General features: G+C 66.5%; 13 protein-coding genes and 1 pseudogene. 8 read left to right on the forward strand and 6 right to left on the reverse strand.

The features are described from left to right. Positions 1–17: 17 nt before the first annotated feature. Together QM721_RS03195 and QM721_RS03200 are read left to right on the forward strand one after the other, a co-directional pair. Positions 18–1,710: pseudogene (locus tag QM721_RS03195) on the forward strand (L-lactate permease). 179 nt (positions 1,711–1,889) lie between these two features. After that, a complete protein-coding gene (locus QM721_RS03200; RefSeq protein ID WP_415118914.1) occupies positions 1,890–2,372 on the forward strand; it encodes a YbaK/EbsC family protein in 483 nt (160 codons plus the stop codon). 9 nt (positions 2,373–2,381) lie between these two features. On the opposite strand, the gene QM721_RS03205 is transcribed toward QM721_RS03200, so the two are convergent. Next, a complete protein-coding gene (locus QM721_RS03205) occupies positions 2,382–2,756 on the reverse strand; it encodes a VOC family protein (protein ID WP_415118916.1) in 375 nt (124 codons plus the stop codon). A gap of 104 nt (positions 2,757–2,860) precedes the next feature. After that, on the reverse strand, positions 2,861–3,667 hold the full coding sequence (locus QM721_RS03210; RefSeq protein ID WP_415118918.1) for a methyltransferase domain-containing protein: 807 nt from the start codon (positions 3,665–3,667) through the stop codon (positions 2,861–2,863). Positions 3,668–3,774: 107 nt separating this feature from the next. Here QM721_RS03210 and helR point away from each other — a divergent pair, with 107 nt between their 5' ends. Continuing rightward, positions 3,775–6,042 carry an RNA polymerase recycling motor ATPase HelR gene (helR, locus tag QM721_RS03215; protein ID WP_415118920.1) on the forward strand — a complete coding sequence of 756 codons (2,268 nt, stop codon included), beginning with the start codon at positions 3,775–3,777 and terminating at the stop codon, positions 6,040–6,042. On the opposite strand, the gene QM721_RS03220 is transcribed toward helR, so the two are convergent. Further along, entirely contained in the window at positions 5,976–7,169 is a 1,194-nt protein-coding gene (locus QM721_RS03220; protein ID WP_415118922.1) for a sensor histidine kinase, read from the reverse strand. The genes helR and QM721_RS03220 overlap by 67 nt on opposite strands. 386 nt (positions 7,170–7,555) lie before the next feature. Between QM721_RS03220 and QM721_RS03225 the strand changes: the two genes are divergently transcribed. The 5 genes from QM721_RS03225 (at position 7,556) to QM721_RS03245 (ending at position 11,774) form a co-directional block, all read left to right on the forward strand. Beyond that, on the forward strand, positions 7,556–8,218 hold the full coding sequence (locus QM721_RS03225) for a response regulator (RefSeq protein WP_415118924.1): 663 nt from the start codon (positions 7,556–7,558) through the stop codon (positions 8,216–8,218). 170 nt (positions 8,219–8,388) lie between these two features. Continuing rightward, positions 8,389–8,730 carry a hypothetical protein gene (locus tag QM721_RS03230; RefSeq protein WP_415118926.1) on the forward strand — a complete coding sequence of 114 codons (342 nt, stop codon included), beginning with the start codon at positions 8,389–8,391 and terminating at the stop codon, positions 8,728–8,730. A 70-nt stretch (positions 8,731–8,800) separates the two neighbouring features. Then, positions 8,801–9,616, forward strand: coding sequence for a hypothetical protein (locus QM721_RS03235; RefSeq protein ID WP_415118928.1), 816 nt, complete (start codon positions 8,801–8,803; stop codon positions 9,614–9,616). Between the two features lie 44 nt (positions 9,617–9,660). Next, the gene (locus tag QM721_RS03240) at positions 9,661–11,133 is read left to right on the forward strand and encodes a hypothetical protein (protein ID WP_415118930.1); all 1,473 of its coding nucleotides are present in this window, start codon (positions 9,661–9,663) and stop codon (positions 11,131–11,133) included. 2 nt (positions 11,134–11,135) lie between these two features. Next, entirely contained in the window at positions 11,136–11,774 is a 639-nt protein-coding gene (locus tag QM721_RS03245) for an ABC transporter ATP-binding protein (RefSeq protein ID WP_415118932.1), read from the forward strand. Here QM721_RS03245 and QM721_RS03250 read toward each other — a convergent pair. The 3 genes from QM721_RS03250 to QM721_RS03260 all read right to left on the reverse strand — a co-directional run bounded on the left by QM721_RS03250 (position 11,750) and on the right by QM721_RS03260 (position 15,196). Continuing rightward, the gene (locus tag QM721_RS03250; RefSeq protein WP_415118934.1) at positions 11,750–13,045 is read right to left on the reverse strand and encodes a multidrug effflux MFS transporter; all 1,296 of its coding nucleotides are present in this window, start codon (positions 13,043–13,045) and stop codon (positions 11,750–11,752) included. The genes QM721_RS03245 and QM721_RS03250 overlap by 25 nt on opposite strands. 127 nt (positions 13,046–13,172) lie before the next feature. Further along, a complete protein-coding gene (locus QM721_RS03255) occupies positions 13,173–13,940 on the reverse strand; it encodes a PIG-L family deacetylase (protein ID WP_415118936.1) in 768 nt (255 codons plus the stop codon). Next, the gene (locus tag QM721_RS03260; RefSeq protein WP_415118938.1) at positions 13,937–15,196 is read right to left on the reverse strand and encodes a glycosyltransferase; all 1,260 of its coding nucleotides are present in this window, start codon (positions 15,194–15,196) and stop codon (positions 13,937–13,939) included. The genes QM721_RS03255 and QM721_RS03260 overlap by 4 nt, the downstream gene beginning before the upstream one ends. Positions 15,197–15,248 lie beyond the last annotated feature (52 nt).

The following is a 15,248-nucleotide window of genomic DNA, read 5'->3' on the forward strand; positions in this document are numbered from 1 at the left end:
ACCACTTGGAGAACCCGATGACCTTCACTCCGCAGATCTCGCCGCTGGGGCCGCTGTGGCTCTCGGCGATCGTCGCGCTGTTACCTCTAATCACCATCTTCGTCACCCTCGGCTGGCTGCGCTGGAAGGCCCACTGGGCCGGCCTGACCGCGGTGGCCGTGGCGATCCTGGTGGCCGTCATCGCCTGGCAGATGCCGGTGCTGCTGGCCGTGCTGTCGGCCACCCAGGGTGCCGTGTTCGGCATGTTCCCGATCATGTGGATCGTGTTCACGGCCATCGCGCTCTACCAGATCACCGTGGTCAGCGGCCGTTTCGAAGACCTGCGGGCGGTATTCGCCCTGGTCAGTGACGACCCCCGGGTGCAGGCCATGCTGATCGCATTCTGCTTCGGCGGCCTGCTCGAGGCGCTCGCGGGCTTCGGCGCGCCGGTGGCGATCACCGGCGTGATGCTGATGGCGATCGGGTTCTCGGCACTGCGCGCCGCCGTGGTGGTGTTGGTGGCCAACACTGCTCCGGTGGCCTTCGGCGCGATCGGAATCCCGATCATCACCGCAGGCAACCTGACCAAGATTCCTTATCAGCACATCGGTGCCTACGTCGGGCACCAGACCCCCCTGCTGGCCTTCTTGGTACCGCTCATCTTGGTGTTCCTGGCCGACGGCAAGCGTGGCTTCAAGCAGCTCTGGCCGGTCGCGCTGGTCACCGGCGTGGCCTTCGCGGTGGCCCAGTGGGTGTCGGCGACCTGGCTGTCGGTCGAACTGACCGACATCATCGCCTCGCTTGTCGGCCTGGCCGCCGCGGTCATCTTCATGCGGTTCTGGAAGCCCGAGGGTGGTGCGGAAGCGCTCGCCTCACTGCATGCCGATCGTGACGCCGAATTCGGCGTCGATGACCGACAAGGAGCGCGCCGCGCTGCCGAAGCTGCACGACGAGAAGGTTGACGGCTCGGCTCTGACCGGTGGCCGCATCTTCATGGCGCTGTTCCCCTACCTGCTGGTGATCGCCGTGTTCTCGGTGACCAAGTTGATTCCGTCGGTCAGCGCGTGGCTGGCCTCCACCGACATCAAGATCAAGTGGCCAGGCCTGGACGGGCACATTCTGAAAGCCGACGGCACAGCGAGCGCCTCGACGATCTACAGCTTCCAGTGGCTGTCATCGCCGGGCACCTCGTTGCTGATCTCGATGATCATCGTGGCGATCGTGTACCGGGTGTCGGCCGGCGAAGTGCTCAAAGAGGTGGCTTCGACGCTGGTCAAGCTGCGCTACTCGATTCTCACTGTCGCGTCGGTGCTCGCCTTGGCCTATGTGATGAACCTGTCAGGCCAGACCATCACGATCGGCACCTGGATCGCCGGCACCGGCGCGGCGTTCGCCTTCTTCTCGCCTGTTCTGGGCTGGATCGGCACCGCCGTCACCGGTTCCGACACTTCGGCCAACGCGCTGTTCTCGACCCTGCAGCAAACCGCCGCCAACCAGGCCGGCATCGACCCGACCCTGCTGGTCGCCGCGAACACCTCCGGCGGCGTGGTGGGCAAGATGATCAGCCCGCAGAACCTGACCATCGCCGCCACCGCGGTCGGCCTGCTCGGGCGCGAGTCAGATATTCTGCGCAAGGTGCTGTGGTGGAGCCTCGGCATGCTGGTCGTCATGTGCCTGGTGGTCGGCCTGCAGTCCACGCCGGTGTTGTCGTGGATGCTGCCGGTGTTCTGAGTCTGGCCGGCAGTCGGCGGTAGAGGCCGCGAGATTACGTCCGATTCGGCGCTTCCTGCGCCTCGGGAGGCTCAGCCGTCCCCCGAATCGGATGTAATTTCGCGGCCTCGTGGGCGTCACTGGTCAGTGAGCTGCCGAGACCTGCCGCCGGACGACGCCTCGTCGGGCAGGATGGGCACATGGTGACCTCAGCGCTTCCCGAGGGTGCCCGGCGCGTGCGGGCACGGCTGGTCGAACTCGGTCACCGGCATGAACCGGTGATGCTGGCCGAGACCGCCCGCACCGCTCAGGAGGCGGCGGACGCCCTGGGCGTCGAACTGGGGCAGATCGTCAAGAGCATCATCTTTCGACGCCGGGTGGACGACGCGGCCGTGCTGGTGATGACCTCCGGCGACCGCCGCGTCGACGAAGGCAAGGTGGCGATGAAGGTGGGCGAGCTGGCCCGCGCCGACGCCGCGTTCGTCAAGCAGGCGACCGGGTTCTCGATCGGTGGCGTCTCGCCGGTCGCGCACGCCAACCCCGGCGTCGAGTTGATCGACACCGAACTGTTCCGCTTCGACGTGATCTGGGCCGCCGCGGGCCACCCGCACGCGGTGTTTCAGCTCGCCCCGGACGACTTGATCCGGCTCACCGGCGCACCGGTCGCCGACGTCACTGCCTGACCCGTCGATTCAGCTCTCGACCCATAGGCAGAACGGGTGCCCGGCGGGGTCGATGCAGACCCGGACGTCGGCTTGTGGCTGGGTGGGTGCCATCCGCGCCCCGCACTGCAGGGCGTGCCGCAGCCCGGCCTGCAGGTCGGGCACCTGAATCTCGAGATGAACCTGCATTTGCTGGTCGCCGGCCTTGCCGGGCCATACCGGTCGGGCGTGCTGCTTTTCCAGTTGGCAGGCGATGCCGATGCCGCCCTCGGGGTTGCGCACGGCCACCCAGGTGCCGTCGCCGCTCGGGCCCAGCTCCCAGTTGAGCAGCCGCGCGTAGAACCGGGCCAGCGACACCGGATCGAGTGCGCCCAGCGTGACGGTGGTCAGACGGATGTCCTGCATGGGCCAACCCTCCCATTGGTGGCCTCGGTGGTCGAGTCCGGGCGCACGCAGTGCGCTGGATCGGGCACCACCCTCAGCACCCGATCCACCGTTGTTTGCTCGCGTTACACCCGGATCAGCAACTCCCCGTGCAGCAGGGTGAACCAGCCGTCCGGTGTGGCCGCCCAGGTGCGCCAGGCGTTGGCGATCTCGTTGAGGACGGTCGGTGTGGCCAATCCTGCCGCCAGCGATTGCGAGGCGACCGCCGAGTGCACGATGCGATCGGCCCAGCCCAGCCCCCAGGCGGTGCGCGACTCGTCGTCGGCGTAGCACCACACCGAGGCGGTCGCCGTCACCCGCGCCGGGTCGGCGCCGGCCGCCAATGCCCAGCTCAGCAGGCGGCGCCCGGCGTCCGGCTCGCCATCGTTGCGCCTGGCCAGGTCGCGGTACAGGGCCAGCCACCGATCGAGCCACGGCGACGTCGGGTACCAGGTGAAGGCCTCGTAGTCGGCGTCGCGTACCGCCACCACGCCGCCCGGACGGCAGACCCGCACCATTTCGCGCAGCGCCTGCACCGGGTCGGGCAGATGCTGCAACACCTGGTGGGCGTGCACCACGTCGAAGGAGTCGTCCGGCAGGTCGAGGGCGTGCACGTCGCCGACCAGATAATCGACGTTCTCGACGCCGGCGCCCGTGATGCCGGTGCGGGTCAGGGCCACGATCTCGTCCGAGGTCTCCAGGGCGGTCACCCGCCCAGGCGCGACCAGCCGGGCCAGGTCGGCGGTGATGGTGCCGGGTCCGCTGCCGATGTCGAGCAGGGCTTGACCGGGGCGCAACTCGCCCAGCAAATAGGCCGCCGAGTTTGCGGCGGTGCGGGTGCGGTGGGAACGCAGCACGCTCTCGGCGTGCCCGTGGGTATAGGCAGGTGCCATAGCCGCGGACGCTACACCCGCCGGTTTCCGCTCTCCCTGCAATTCCAAGCTATAACCCATCGGGGGGCTTGCTGCAAGACCCCCACCCGGGGGAAGAATCGTCCGTCATGTCCCCGGTTACCACTGCTTTTCAGCTTCCCGAACGCCTCGCCGCCAAGGCCGATCCACGCCTGATCGACGCCGACGAACGGCATCTGGCCAGCATCGCTGATTGCATCGCCGAGCAGGTCGCCGAGGTCTCCGCCCGGCTCGACGAACTCCGGCTGGCGCCCGGACGCCGCGGCCGTCAGGCGCTCGACCGCGACCTGGAGATCCACCGGCTCAGCGCCCGACTGCGGCTGTTGCGCCGCTTCGCCTGGGAGGCATGCCTGGGCCGGATGACCTTCACCGACGGCAGCGACCCGGTCTACATCGGACGGGTCGGCCTGACCGATCACATCGGACGGCAACTGCTGGTCGATTGGCGCACTCCGGCCGCGGAACCGTTCTTCGCCGCCACCCGAGCTCACCCGCTGGGCCTGGCCGAACGCCGCCGCTACCGCTGGATGGACGGCCGCGTCATCGACTACTGGGACGAGTCTTTCGTCGCCGACGCCGCCGCGCCGAGTGCCGCACTCGACGACCAGTCGGCCTTCCTGGCCAGCCTCGGCGCATCGCGGACGGCGCGGATGCGCGACGTGCTCGGCACCCTGCAGGCCGATCAGGACGCCGTGATCCGGGCCGGCTCGTCCGGTGCGCTGGTGGTCGACGGCGGACCCGGCACCGGCAAGACGGTGGTCGCGCTGCATCGTGCCGCCTACCTGGCTTATGCCGATCCGCGGCTGGGCGGTGCTCGCGGCGGGTTGCTGTTCATCGGTCCGCATCAGGCGTACCTGGCCTATGTCGCCGACATCCTGCCCGGGCTGGGCGAGGAGGGCGTCCAGACCTGCACGTTGCGCGACCTGCTGCCCGAAGGTGCCGCCGCGGTGGACGAGTCCGACCCCGGGGTGGCTCGGCTCAAGTCGTCGGCGCGGATGGCTGAAGCCGTTGAGCCCGCCGTCGCACTTTATGAGGAGCCGCCGACGAAGACGCTGGTGGTCGAGACGCCGTGGGCCGATCTGCGCATCCGGGCCGCCGACTGGGCGGAGGCCTTCGAGTCGGTCGATGCCGGGACGCCGCACAACGAGGCGCAGGAGCAGGTCTGGGAGGCGTTGCTGGAGATCCTGCTCGACGCCTTCGACGCGGCGGCGACCGATGACGAGGTGACCACCGACGACGTCCGTCGTTCACTGGAGGGCAATGGGGTTCTGAGCAGGGAGTTCCGGCGGGCTTGGCCGGTGCTGGAACCGACCGACCTGATCGCCGATCTGTGGGCGGTGCCGGCCTATCTACGGCGCTGTGCGCCCTGGTTGAGCCCGGACGACGTGCGGGCATTGAAGCGTCCCGAGGGGTCGCCGTGGACCGTGGCCGACCTGCCGCTGCTGGACGCCATGCGGCAACGGCTGGGCGATCCCGAGGCGCCGGAACGCAACCGCCGCCGGCGCGCCGAAGAGGCGGCGGATCGTTCCTACATGGACGACGTGGTCGAGGACATCCTGGCCGCCGACGACGACCCCGAGTCGGGTTTGAAGCTGCTCAACCGGGCGAGCATCCGGGATTCGCTGGTGCACGACGATGCGCTGTCGTCGGCCGAGGCCGATCCGCTGGCCGGGCCGTTCGCGCATGTCATCGTCGACGAGGCCCAGGAACTGACCGACGCCGAATGGCAACTGCTGCTGCGCCGCTGCCCGTCCCGCAGTTTCACCGTGGTGGGGGACAGGGCGCAGGCCCGGTACGGGTTCACCGAGTCGTGGGCCGACCGGCTCGAGCGGGTCGGCTTCGCCGACGTCCGGGTGTCGACGCTGACCGTGAACTACCGGACGCCCGAAGAGGTGATGGCCGAGGCCGAACCGGTGATTCTGGCCGCATTGCCCGATGTCACGGTGCCGATGTCTATTCGCAGTACCGGGCGTCCGGTGCGGCACGCTTCGCTTGCTGAGCGGGAGGAGATTCTCGCTGACTGGCTTTCCGCACACCAGGACGGCATCGCCTGCGTCATCGGTGACCCCTCATATTCAGGAACGGACCGGGTGCGTTCGTTGAGCGCCGAAGGCGCCAAGGGCCTGGAATTCGACCTGGTGCTGCTGGTGGATTCCGACGCCTTCGAACCCGGCATCATCGGTGCCGTGGATCGCTATGTGGCGATGACGCGGGCCACGCAGGATCTGGTCGTCCTGCGCTGCCATGGTGCGGCTGGGAGGAACGGACCGGCGCGTCGGCGGCCGTTTGGTCAACTTTCCCGATGGAGGTTGACGGTCAGGATCCAGGAATCATCGGCTGGGCCTGCTTCGAAGTAGCCACCAGTGAGTTCCACACGCTCCCGGAGTCCGTGCAACCCCCAGCCGCTGGACTGCCAGGAGAGGGGAGTATCGCGGCTACTCGCCAAGCAGCTCGTGACCCGGATTCTGACCTGATCGGCGGTGCACTGGATCGAGAAAGTACACGGAGACCCCGGTCGCGCGTGGCGCAGAATGTTGGTGGTGCCCTCCTGGATTACGCGGGCCACTGTCGTCTGTTCAGTCGGATTGAGGTCGGCCGAGCGCGGATCGAGGTCGAGTAGGGGCGCGAATCCGTGGGCTTTGAGGTCAGCCATCATGCGCTCCGCGGTGCGGTTGACGGACAAGAAGCCGACATCGTCGAGCAGGCTTGAGGGGTGACTCGCGTTCAGATCCCGCAGCACACCGACGAGGGCGCGCAATTCGGTTAGCGCGGCTTTGCTGGCCTTGTCCACCCGGGCCATCGCGGCACGCAACTGGCTGGCATCATCAGAGTCACCATGGGCCATCACCTGCAGGGAGATCACCGAAAGCTCGTGGGCGACCACGTCGTGGAGTTCCCGTGCCAGGCGGTCGCGTTCATCGGCTCTGACCCGGTGGACTCGCTCCTGCAGTTCGGCGACAGTGCGCCGCGCGGCTGCGCGCTCGACCACGAAGTAGCGGATGGCCAGACCGACAATCACGCTCAGGAAGATGGCCACTCCGTAGCCCCAGCCCCAAACGTCGTTGCCTGTGACCAGCGCCAAAGCGACAGCCCACGCGGAGTAGGCAGTCGTCAGCGCCCATAGCTGGCCTCGGGACGCCGTGGCTGCAACAGCGATCAGGCAGGGAACCAGGGCGAACGGTTTCACTCCACCGCTGTGGACCAGCGGAATGATGAGTGGAATCGCACTCACACCGACCGCCCACCATGGGCGCCAGGGGGCGAGGCCAACCGCGAGATAGCCGGTTGCCAGTGCCACTACCTTCCACCAGTCGGCCGGGCCGCCGTCGAAAAGCCCGGCCTCGCTGGGGACGTCTATCAGGCTGACCACTGCCAGCACGCTGATCGCAAGTTGGGCGGTGCGACTCAAACCGCCCTTGGCAAAGCCGAGCCTCATTGACCGTCGACGCCTCTTAAGCGAGGTGGTCGTCACGGGCGCGGTCATGGCTGGTTCAGCATCAACAATTTGGTACTCATTGGCAGAGAATCGGCAAGACCTTACACCAGGGCCCTGCGGACGTGGTCGCAACCTTCGCGGAGCGGTTGGAGGCATCCCTGCTTGTTGGGGCCGCTAGGGCCGCTGGGGCGGTCGCGATGAGACTGACTACGGCGACGGCGATGAGTTGGTTCATTTTGGTGCCTTTCGGGTGTGAAGAACCTGCACACGAAGCCTGTCGGTGTGGCCAGTGTCGAGCCATTAACTTCCGGCCACTTCGAACACGGAGCGAGGCGTCTGTCGGCGCGATTGTCGAACGTGAGAGAGAAGGGGAACTGAGCGCGAGCCACCGTGTAGCCGCATCCAGGCCACGATCGTGGATCGTGCCCAGCTTGGTGACCGTTGTCGTCGTCGACGATGAGGTTGAGGTGCGCGACGCGTATCGGGCGTTCTTCGCTCGACGCCCCGGGTTCAGTCTGATCGGGGAGGCCGCAGACGGTCAGGCGGGGGTTGCCGTTGTTGCTAAGCTGCGCCCGGACGTGGTCCTGATGGACCTCAAAATGCCGCTGATGTCGGGCGTGGATGCAACGCGTGCGATTTGCGAGACGGATCCGAATGCGCGGGTCGTGGCGTTGACAACGTTGGCTACCCGTGACCACATAGTCGCAGCGCTGCGGGCTGGAGCCTCTGGTTATCTGTTGAAGGACTGCGGAGCTGAGGGGCTGGTCCGCGGCTTGCATGACGCTCTCGCCGGTGAGATGCCGATGTCGCCTGGCGTCCGGCTTGCACTCGTGGACTCGGTTCGCCGTGAGGATGCTCACACCCAGGCATCGTCTGGAATCGTGACTCAGCGTGAGGCTGAGCTATTGATGTGGCTCGCCCAAGGGCTGAGCAACCAGCAGATCGCCGACGAGATGTACTTGTCTGAAGGTTCCGTTAAGCAGTATCTCAATCGCATTGCAGACAAACTGGGCGTCCGTTCGCGCACGCAGATATTGGTGAGATCGCTTCAGCTGCGGATTGTGGATCTTGACACTTTGCCTGCGATGGGCCCGTGATTCTCCGGCGCTCTTAACTTTCGTTACTGTTGCCGGTCCCAACCGCATGGCTACGGTCGTCTCAGCCGGGCCGGAACTGGCCGAGCCTGGCACGACGAAAGGTTCAACAATGAAGCGGAACACAGCGCTTCGGCTCAGCGGCGCAGTCGCGATGGGAGCCATCATCGCAGGTGAAGTTGGTGCCGCAGCATGGGCATCGACCACCCTACAGCAACTATGACACGACCGTCGGGGCCATGATGGGGCAAGGCTACAGCGGCAGCCAGACGAAGACCTCCACCGGCGCTCAGGGGACGATCAAGTCAGGGACCGTCGGAGGCGGCTACACCCTGATGGTGGCACTTCAGCGCACTGACACTCAAGCCGATGGCACCGCGGTCCGTATCGACGACAACCAGACGAAGTACCTCAACAACAGCATCAGCAAGGGTGCCAAGGCGAGGCTGCATTTCACCAACGACTGGAACACGCTCGTCAATGTCCAGGTCAGTGGGCAATTCCGCGCCTACTGACGCTAGTTCGGTGTCTCTGGTGTGGATCCGCGACCCGGAATGCCGCGGATCCACACCGAGATGGGAAGGAATGTACAAATTGAGTACCACCCTCGCCCGACAGTCAGCCTACATCGGGACCGCGGTTGGCGTGGTGACCCTGTTTGCGGGCGTCGCGCCCATCGTGGGCGCAATGCTGCTGGCGGACCGGTATGCGCTGAGCAGCCCGGCCGATGTGTTCAGGTTCGTTATGGGCTTCTCGCCAATCAACCTTCTTCTTCCACTGATCGTTTCGCTACCCTACGCCACGGTCGTATCCGGCGAGATCAGTCATCGGTACCTTCTCTACACGCGGACCCGGGAACCGATCGGCACAGGGATCCGTCACCGATTCGGTACTGCTGCCCTGGTGGGCTTCGTGGTTGGTTTTGTCGTCCCCCTTTTGGTTTTTGTTTGGGCGTTCGCCATTGAACCGTCACTCGGCATCGTGGCTCTGCGTCCCGAACTGTCTGGGCTGACCACGGCGGCCCAGATCCAGGCAGCAGACTTGCAGGCGTTCACGTTCTCGCAGTTGCTCGCGTACGGCGATGTGGCTTTCGGCCTCGGCTACTCGCTGTTCACCGGTGCCACGGGTGCGCTGTACTCCGTCATCACTGTGTCTTGCCTATTCATGATGACCAACCGATTCCTCGCGACGGCGACTCCATGGATCGTGCATGTGGCTGTGCTGTTCGTGATGGCCGTTCTCAATCTGGCACCGGTGTCGCCCAATGCGTTCTTCCCGTTCAACCTGAGCCAGACCAGCATGAGCCTGCCGATGATCCCGCTGGCCGTTCTTGCTGCATTGGCCGCCGTTCTCGTCACGGTCGTGCACAGAAGGGCGACGTCATGGGAATCGTGGCAGTGAAGCCGCCCGCGACTGCGGACACCGGCACGCCAAGGGGCCTAGGGATGCCGCAGATCAGCATGTGGCACCTGTTGCTGGCGTTGGTGGCCGTGCTCTACGCGCTGTGGATCCGCCTGACGCAAAGCGGATTGGCCCACAACTCACGATTGGCGATGAACGCGTGGGACCAGGTTGTCGGCGTCCTCAGTGATCCGTATCTGCTGTGCTCGTTCGTCCTCCCGCTCTGGCTGCTGCGTAGTGCCGCCGTGAATCATGCCGGTGTCGAACCCCAGGTGATGCTCCGGTTCGGCAGTCGACAGAACTGGATGCTGAGGGGGTACGTGCGTGCGCTGGTCGATGCGCTCGGCTTCGTCGCGGTGTTGATCGCGGCGGGGGTGGCCACATCTTTTCCCTTGGGGTGGAGCCTCGAATGGAGCTCATTGACGCTCGACCAGAGCCTCGCCGATCTGACCATCCACCCGATTGCCGAACTCGGTATTTCGCCGCCGCTGGTCGTCGTCGGACAGGGCATTTTTCTCGCAGTTGGCCTGGCTGGGTATGCCACCGTGCTCGCCGTGGCGAGGCTTCACCTGACCGCGGGTGTTTGGCAATATGCGCTGGCGGCACTGCTGTGGTTGTGGACCCTGATCACGTTTCGCACACCCACGGGTATGCCGATCGCCAATCTGTCGGACGGCTTGCTGCTCCACCTGGCAGCCGCCGACTACGGCTCAGTAGCGGCAGGGCTCGTCGCGGTGGTGTGGATGCCGGCGGCTGTGCTGGCGCAGCAGGTGTTGGTGCGACCAGCCGAACGCTTGAGGCTGCCGCCGGCAAGGGTCCTCGTCCTCGTGGTGGGATCGGGCTGTGTCGTCCTGCTCGCCGTGTCGGCCTCCGTTTCCCAGACCGTTGCCGGCGTGGTCTTCGAGACCCTGTTCGCAGGCGCATACGGCCAGACTCAGCTGTGGCGATATGCCGCATTCGCACTCTTGTCCCTCGCGCCCGCCTGGTTGTATGCGGCCCGCCTCAATGATGTACTGCAAGAGGGGGTCTATTCGGAATTGATTCGGCACCGCTCGACGCTGACTTGGTGGGCGACCAGGTTCGGCCGTTGGCAACTGATATCCATGGGATTCATGACCGGTGTGATCGTGCTTATTGTGCTGAGTGTGGCTGCTGGTGTGGGCAATCGAAGCTACGATGTTCCGGCGCCGGTATTGGCGCTCCAGTGTTATCAATATCTGGTCAATGGGGCGTTGCAAGCCGCTTTCTATTTGTTGGTGTTGTTTCTGGCCCGTTGGATCACCGGACGCGAGTCGGCGCCGTTGGTGGCCGCGGGACTCATCATGGGCCTCGGGATACCCCCACTCAACCCCAGTGGGTGGCTACCGCTGATGCTCAACGGTATTGGCTACGCCGACTACGGATGGCCCACCGTCCTGCAGATCACGGTACAACTCGCCGCGGCTGACTTGTTCCTGGCTGCACTCACGTTCGTCATCCTTGCTCACTCCTCCCGTCTTCGCGAAAGAAATCTCTAGCCATGGCGCTCATTACCCTGACGGGTGTCTCGAAATCGTTCCGAGGAACCACCGTTCTTAATAACGTCAATGTCGCCTTTGATGAAGGCCGCATCTATGGAATTCAAGGCCACAATGGGTCGGGAAAGTCCGTTCTGTTCAAGATGATGTGCAAATTTGTCGACCCGGATTCCGGTACGGTTCATATCGATGAGAAGTATCTCAGCAGTAGCAAGGACTTTCCTGAGTCCTTCGGTGTGATCATCGATCGGCCGGGATATCTGCCGACCAGCACAGGAGTGGAAAACCTCCGCTCGCTGGCAAGGATCCGGCGCAAGATCTCCGACGAGGCCGTGGTGGCTGCGATGCTCCGCGTCGGCCTGGACCCTCGGCTGCCCCAGAAGGTGAAGAACTATTCGCTTGGCATGAAGCAGAAGTTGGCGCTGGCCCAGGCATTCATGGAAGAGCAGCAGGTGCTGATCCTTGATGAGCCGTTCAACGGTCTCGACGCCACAAGTATCGAGCGGGTTCGCAGCCTGCTTCTCGAGTTTCGTGACGAGGGCCGCACGATCATCTTCACAAGTCACAACTCAGAAGACATGAAGCTGCTTGCGGATCGCTGCTGGAGAATCAACAATCAGACGCTCGAAGAGGCTGGCTGAGCGAGGCCTGCGCCGGCTTGACCGCGGAGCGCGGCGACGCCGGTGTTCACGAGCCGTCCGGCCGCCGCTCCGTCATCGTCAGGTGACGCCGCCACAGCAGGTACCCGATCAGCGTGAGGCACAACGAGGCAGCCGCCAGCGACGGCAGTGAGAACGCCACAGCGGGGGTCAGCGCCCCGGCGATCAGCGCGTTGGCTACCAGCGACACGAAGCTCTGAACCGAGGCCGGCCGCGCCTCGGCTGGCCGGGAACAGGTCGAGCATCGCGAGGGTGAGCACCGGGAAGGCGAGCGCCACGCCGAAGGTGATCACCGGCAGCAGCAGCACTGCCCAGGGCAGCCGCTGCGCCGCGGGCAGCAGCATCAGGGCCAGGTTGGTGGCCCCACCGGCCAGGCTGATCCAGTACCCGAGGGTGGTCATCCGACGGGGGTTCATCCGCCCGGCCAGCCGTCCTGAGAACCAGGAACCGATCACCATGCCCGAGATCAGCGGCACGAAAAGCACCCAGAAGTCCTGCTCGCCCATGCCCAGCAAGGTGACCACCAGGTAGGGCGCGGCACTGATGTAGACGAACATGCCGCCGAAGTTCACCATGCCGGTGAGGGCCAGCCGGCGCCCGTTGGGGTCGCGCCACACCGCCCAGAGGGAGGCGAACAGCGGGCCGACCTGCAGCGGCGTGCGGCGATCTTCGGGGTGCGTCTCGGGCAGCAGTAGCCAGACCAGCAGCAACAGCACCACGCCCAGTGCGGTGAGAAACCAGAAGATCAGCCGCCAGTCGCCGTGGGCGAGCAGCCAGCCGCCCATGATCGGAGCCAGGGCGGGGGCGAGCCCGAATATCATCGCGATCTGGCTCATCACCTGCTGGGCTCGGGCGTCGGCGAAAACGTCGCGCACCATCGCCCGGCTGATGATCTGGCCGGCCCCGGCGCTGACGCCCTGGGCGGCGCGTCCGACCAGCAGCAGCGGCAGGCTGGGTGCCAGGGCGCAGGCCAGGGACGACAGCACGAACAGGGCGCTGCCCACCAGGATCACCGGCTTGCGGCCCACCGCGTCTGACAGCGGGCCGTGAAACAGGCTCATCACAGCGAACGAGAGCAGGTACACGCTGATCAACTGCTGCAGGGCCAGCGGGGTGGTGTCGAGGTCGACCGCCATCTCGGTGAATGCCGGGAACATCGTGTCGATCGAGAACGGCCCCACCATGCCCAGTCCCGCGAGAATGGTCAGCAGTAGCCATTGCGGGGGCAGCGATCGATCGGACGTTTTCAACACCGCGTCATTGTGGCAGGCCGCGCCGCGAGGGGAGGCGGCCGGGGTTCGGTTTCACGCCCGGTGGAAACCCGGCGACGCCGTGAATCGAGGCGACGGTTCGTCTCGGCCCATTCGATTCCGGCCCAGGTCAGCGCGGCCGCACTCCGATGCGGAGCTGCAGGGGTTCCCGTTGCCCGCCGGAGTGGACGGCGTCGCGGCCGTCCACGGTGAACTGGGAGGCGTGCGCGTGCAGGGCGGGCAGCAGGTCGTCCAGCCGATCGGTGCGGTCGTACCAGGTGACGCCTGCTGAGTCGGGCGGGGTGCCGTCGCGAGGGATCGAGATCACTTCGGCAAAGGGGGTTCCGGTGCGCTCCGACGCCTGCCGTGCCACGTGATGCATGCGGACGTGATCGGGGTGCCCGTAGCCGCCGTCCGCCTGATAGCTGACCACCAGCTCGGCGCTCCAGGTGACCAGGAATGCCGCCAGGTCGGCAGCAGCCTCCACGGTCGGGGCCGAGGTGAACGCGTCCGGGCCGGCATCCTCGCCCGGCCCGGCGACCGTGGGGGTCACCCAGCGCATCCCCGAGTCGGCGTAGCGCCGGGGCGGCCGGCCGGACGCCCGGGCCGGCGGCTCGCCCAAGAAGAATGGCCCCTCCGCACCGAGCACCCGCAGCGCCGCCGCCAACTCGCCCTCGCGATGGGCGTCCAACTGGGGGCTGCCGGCCGGGGGAGCGCCCGATCCGGGCACCACCTCACCACGCTCCCCGCGGGTTGCGGTCACCACGGCGACCGTAACCCCGGTCTGGGTCAGGTGCTGAATCAGTGCGCCCGTCGCCAGCGTCTCGTCGTCGGGATGGGCATGCGCGAACACCACCCGCGTCACGCCCTGGAAAAGGTCCGTCGCTTCGAACGTCACAGCAGCTCGCGATAGTGCGACTCGAGCAGCCGCGCCGTCCAGCCCCAGTCGAACCGGCGGGCGTGAATCTGCGCCACGACCCCCATCCGGTCGAGCAACCGCGGCTTGGCCAGCAGTCGGGTGATCGCGGTGCCCCAGTCTTCGGGCTGCCGCGAATCCATCAACTGGCCGGTCTCGCCGTGCACCACCGCCTCGCGCAGTCCGCCGGCCGCGGACGCGATCACCGGCGTTCCGCACGACTCGGCCTCCAGCGCGATCAGGCCGAACGTCTCAGAATGCGACGGCACCAGCACGATGCGCGCGCCGCGCATCAGGGCGGCAAGCTGCTCCCGGGGCTGTGGACCGATGAACCGGACCCGGTCGCCGAGGTCGTGTGCGGCCACCAGGGCGTGCAATTCGGCTTCGTAGGCCGCGAAGTCCGCCGACACGTCGCCGGCGATCAGCAGGTCGGGGCGCAGTTGGGCCGGCACGTCGGCGAGTGCCCGGATCGCCAGGTCGGGCCCCTTCAGCGGCTGCAGCCGGGCCGCGTACAGCAGGTAGCCGTTGCCGTGACCCTGGGTGATCGAGGTTGCCGTGGCCGCAGCCTGGGGACCCGCGGCAGGCTCGACGAGCGGGTTGGTGCCAACCGGCTCGACCAACGCTGGCGAGGCGTGAAAGACCGTGCGATCCACCCCGGGCGGAACGATCACGACCCGGTCGGGTTCGGCGCCGCAGCGCTCCACCACCGTGCGGGCCTCGGCCGCACTGATTGCGATCACCAGGTCGGACTGGGTGGCTACCAGGCGCTCGCCCGGCACCCGGGCCGGCGATTCGGGAGGCTCGCCCTCAGACAACGCCGAGCCGGGCAGGGCCGCCACCGAGTGAAAGCTCTGCACCTGCGGCACACCCCACGACCGGGCCACGGGCAGTGCCGCCACGCCCGACATCCAATGATGCGCATGCAGCACGTGATAGGGCCGCAGGGTGGCCAGGCCGGCCGAGAACTGCTCGATGTGCGCGTCGATCAGGCTCTTCGCCAGCTTTGCCGGCGGACCCCCTGGCACGTGCAGCAGCCGGACGGCGTTCGAGAGCTGCACCACGTCAGGCTGGCCGGGGTCGCTGCGCCGGGTGATCAGGTCGACGCTGTGCCCCAACTCGGCCAACGCGAACGCCTGGTGGTACTCGACCACGTTCATGCCGCCGGCGTCGCCCGAACCGGGCAGGTCGGCGGGGGAGGTGTGCATCGACACGAAGGCGATGCGAAGCGATTCTGACATCGGCTCTCAGCCTACTGGCCGATGGCCGGCGGCGGGCCGGGCGCGGCTGGGC

This window comes from Micropruina sp., assembly GCF_047602085.1.
Lineage (GTDB): Bacteria > Actinomycetota > Actinomycetes > Propionibacteriales > Propionibacteriaceae > Micropruina.

Bases quoted from the DNA above. Each gene is read 5' to 3' on its own strand.
- helR (WP_415118920.1), top strand. From the start codon at position 3,775: ATGTCCCCGGTTACCACTGCTTTTCAGCTTCCCGAACGCCTCGCCGCC.
- QM721_RS03260 (WP_415118938.1), bottom strand. From the start codon at position 15,196: ATGTCAGAATCGCTTCGCATCGCCTTCGTGTCGATGCACACCTCCCCC.
- QM721_RS03235 (WP_415118928.1), top strand. From the start codon at position 8,801: ATGTACAAATTGAGTACCACCCTCGCCCGACAGTCAGCCTACATCGGG.
- QM721_RS03200 (WP_415118914.1), top strand. From the start codon at position 1,890: ATGGTGACCTCAGCGCTTCCCGAGGGTGCCCGGCGCGTGCGGGCACGG.
- QM721_RS03245 (WP_415118932.1), top strand. From the start codon at position 11,136: ATGGCGCTCATTACCCTGACGGGTGTCTCGAAATCGTTCCGAGGAACC.
- QM721_RS03205 (WP_415118916.1), bottom strand. From the start codon at position 2,756: ATGCAGGACATCCGTCTGACCACCGTCACGCTGGGCGCACTCGATCCG.
- QM721_RS03210 (WP_415118918.1), bottom strand. From the start codon at position 3,667: ATGGCACCTGCCTATACCCACGGGCACGCCGAGAGCGTGCTGCGTTCC.
- QM721_RS03240 (WP_415118930.1), top strand. From the start codon at position 9,661: ATGCCGCAGATCAGCATGTGGCACCTGTTGCTGGCGTTGGTGGCCGTG.
- QM721_RS03220 (WP_415118922.1), bottom strand. From the start codon at position 7,169: ATGACCGCGCCCGTGACGACCACCTCGCTTAAGAGGCGTCGACGGTCA.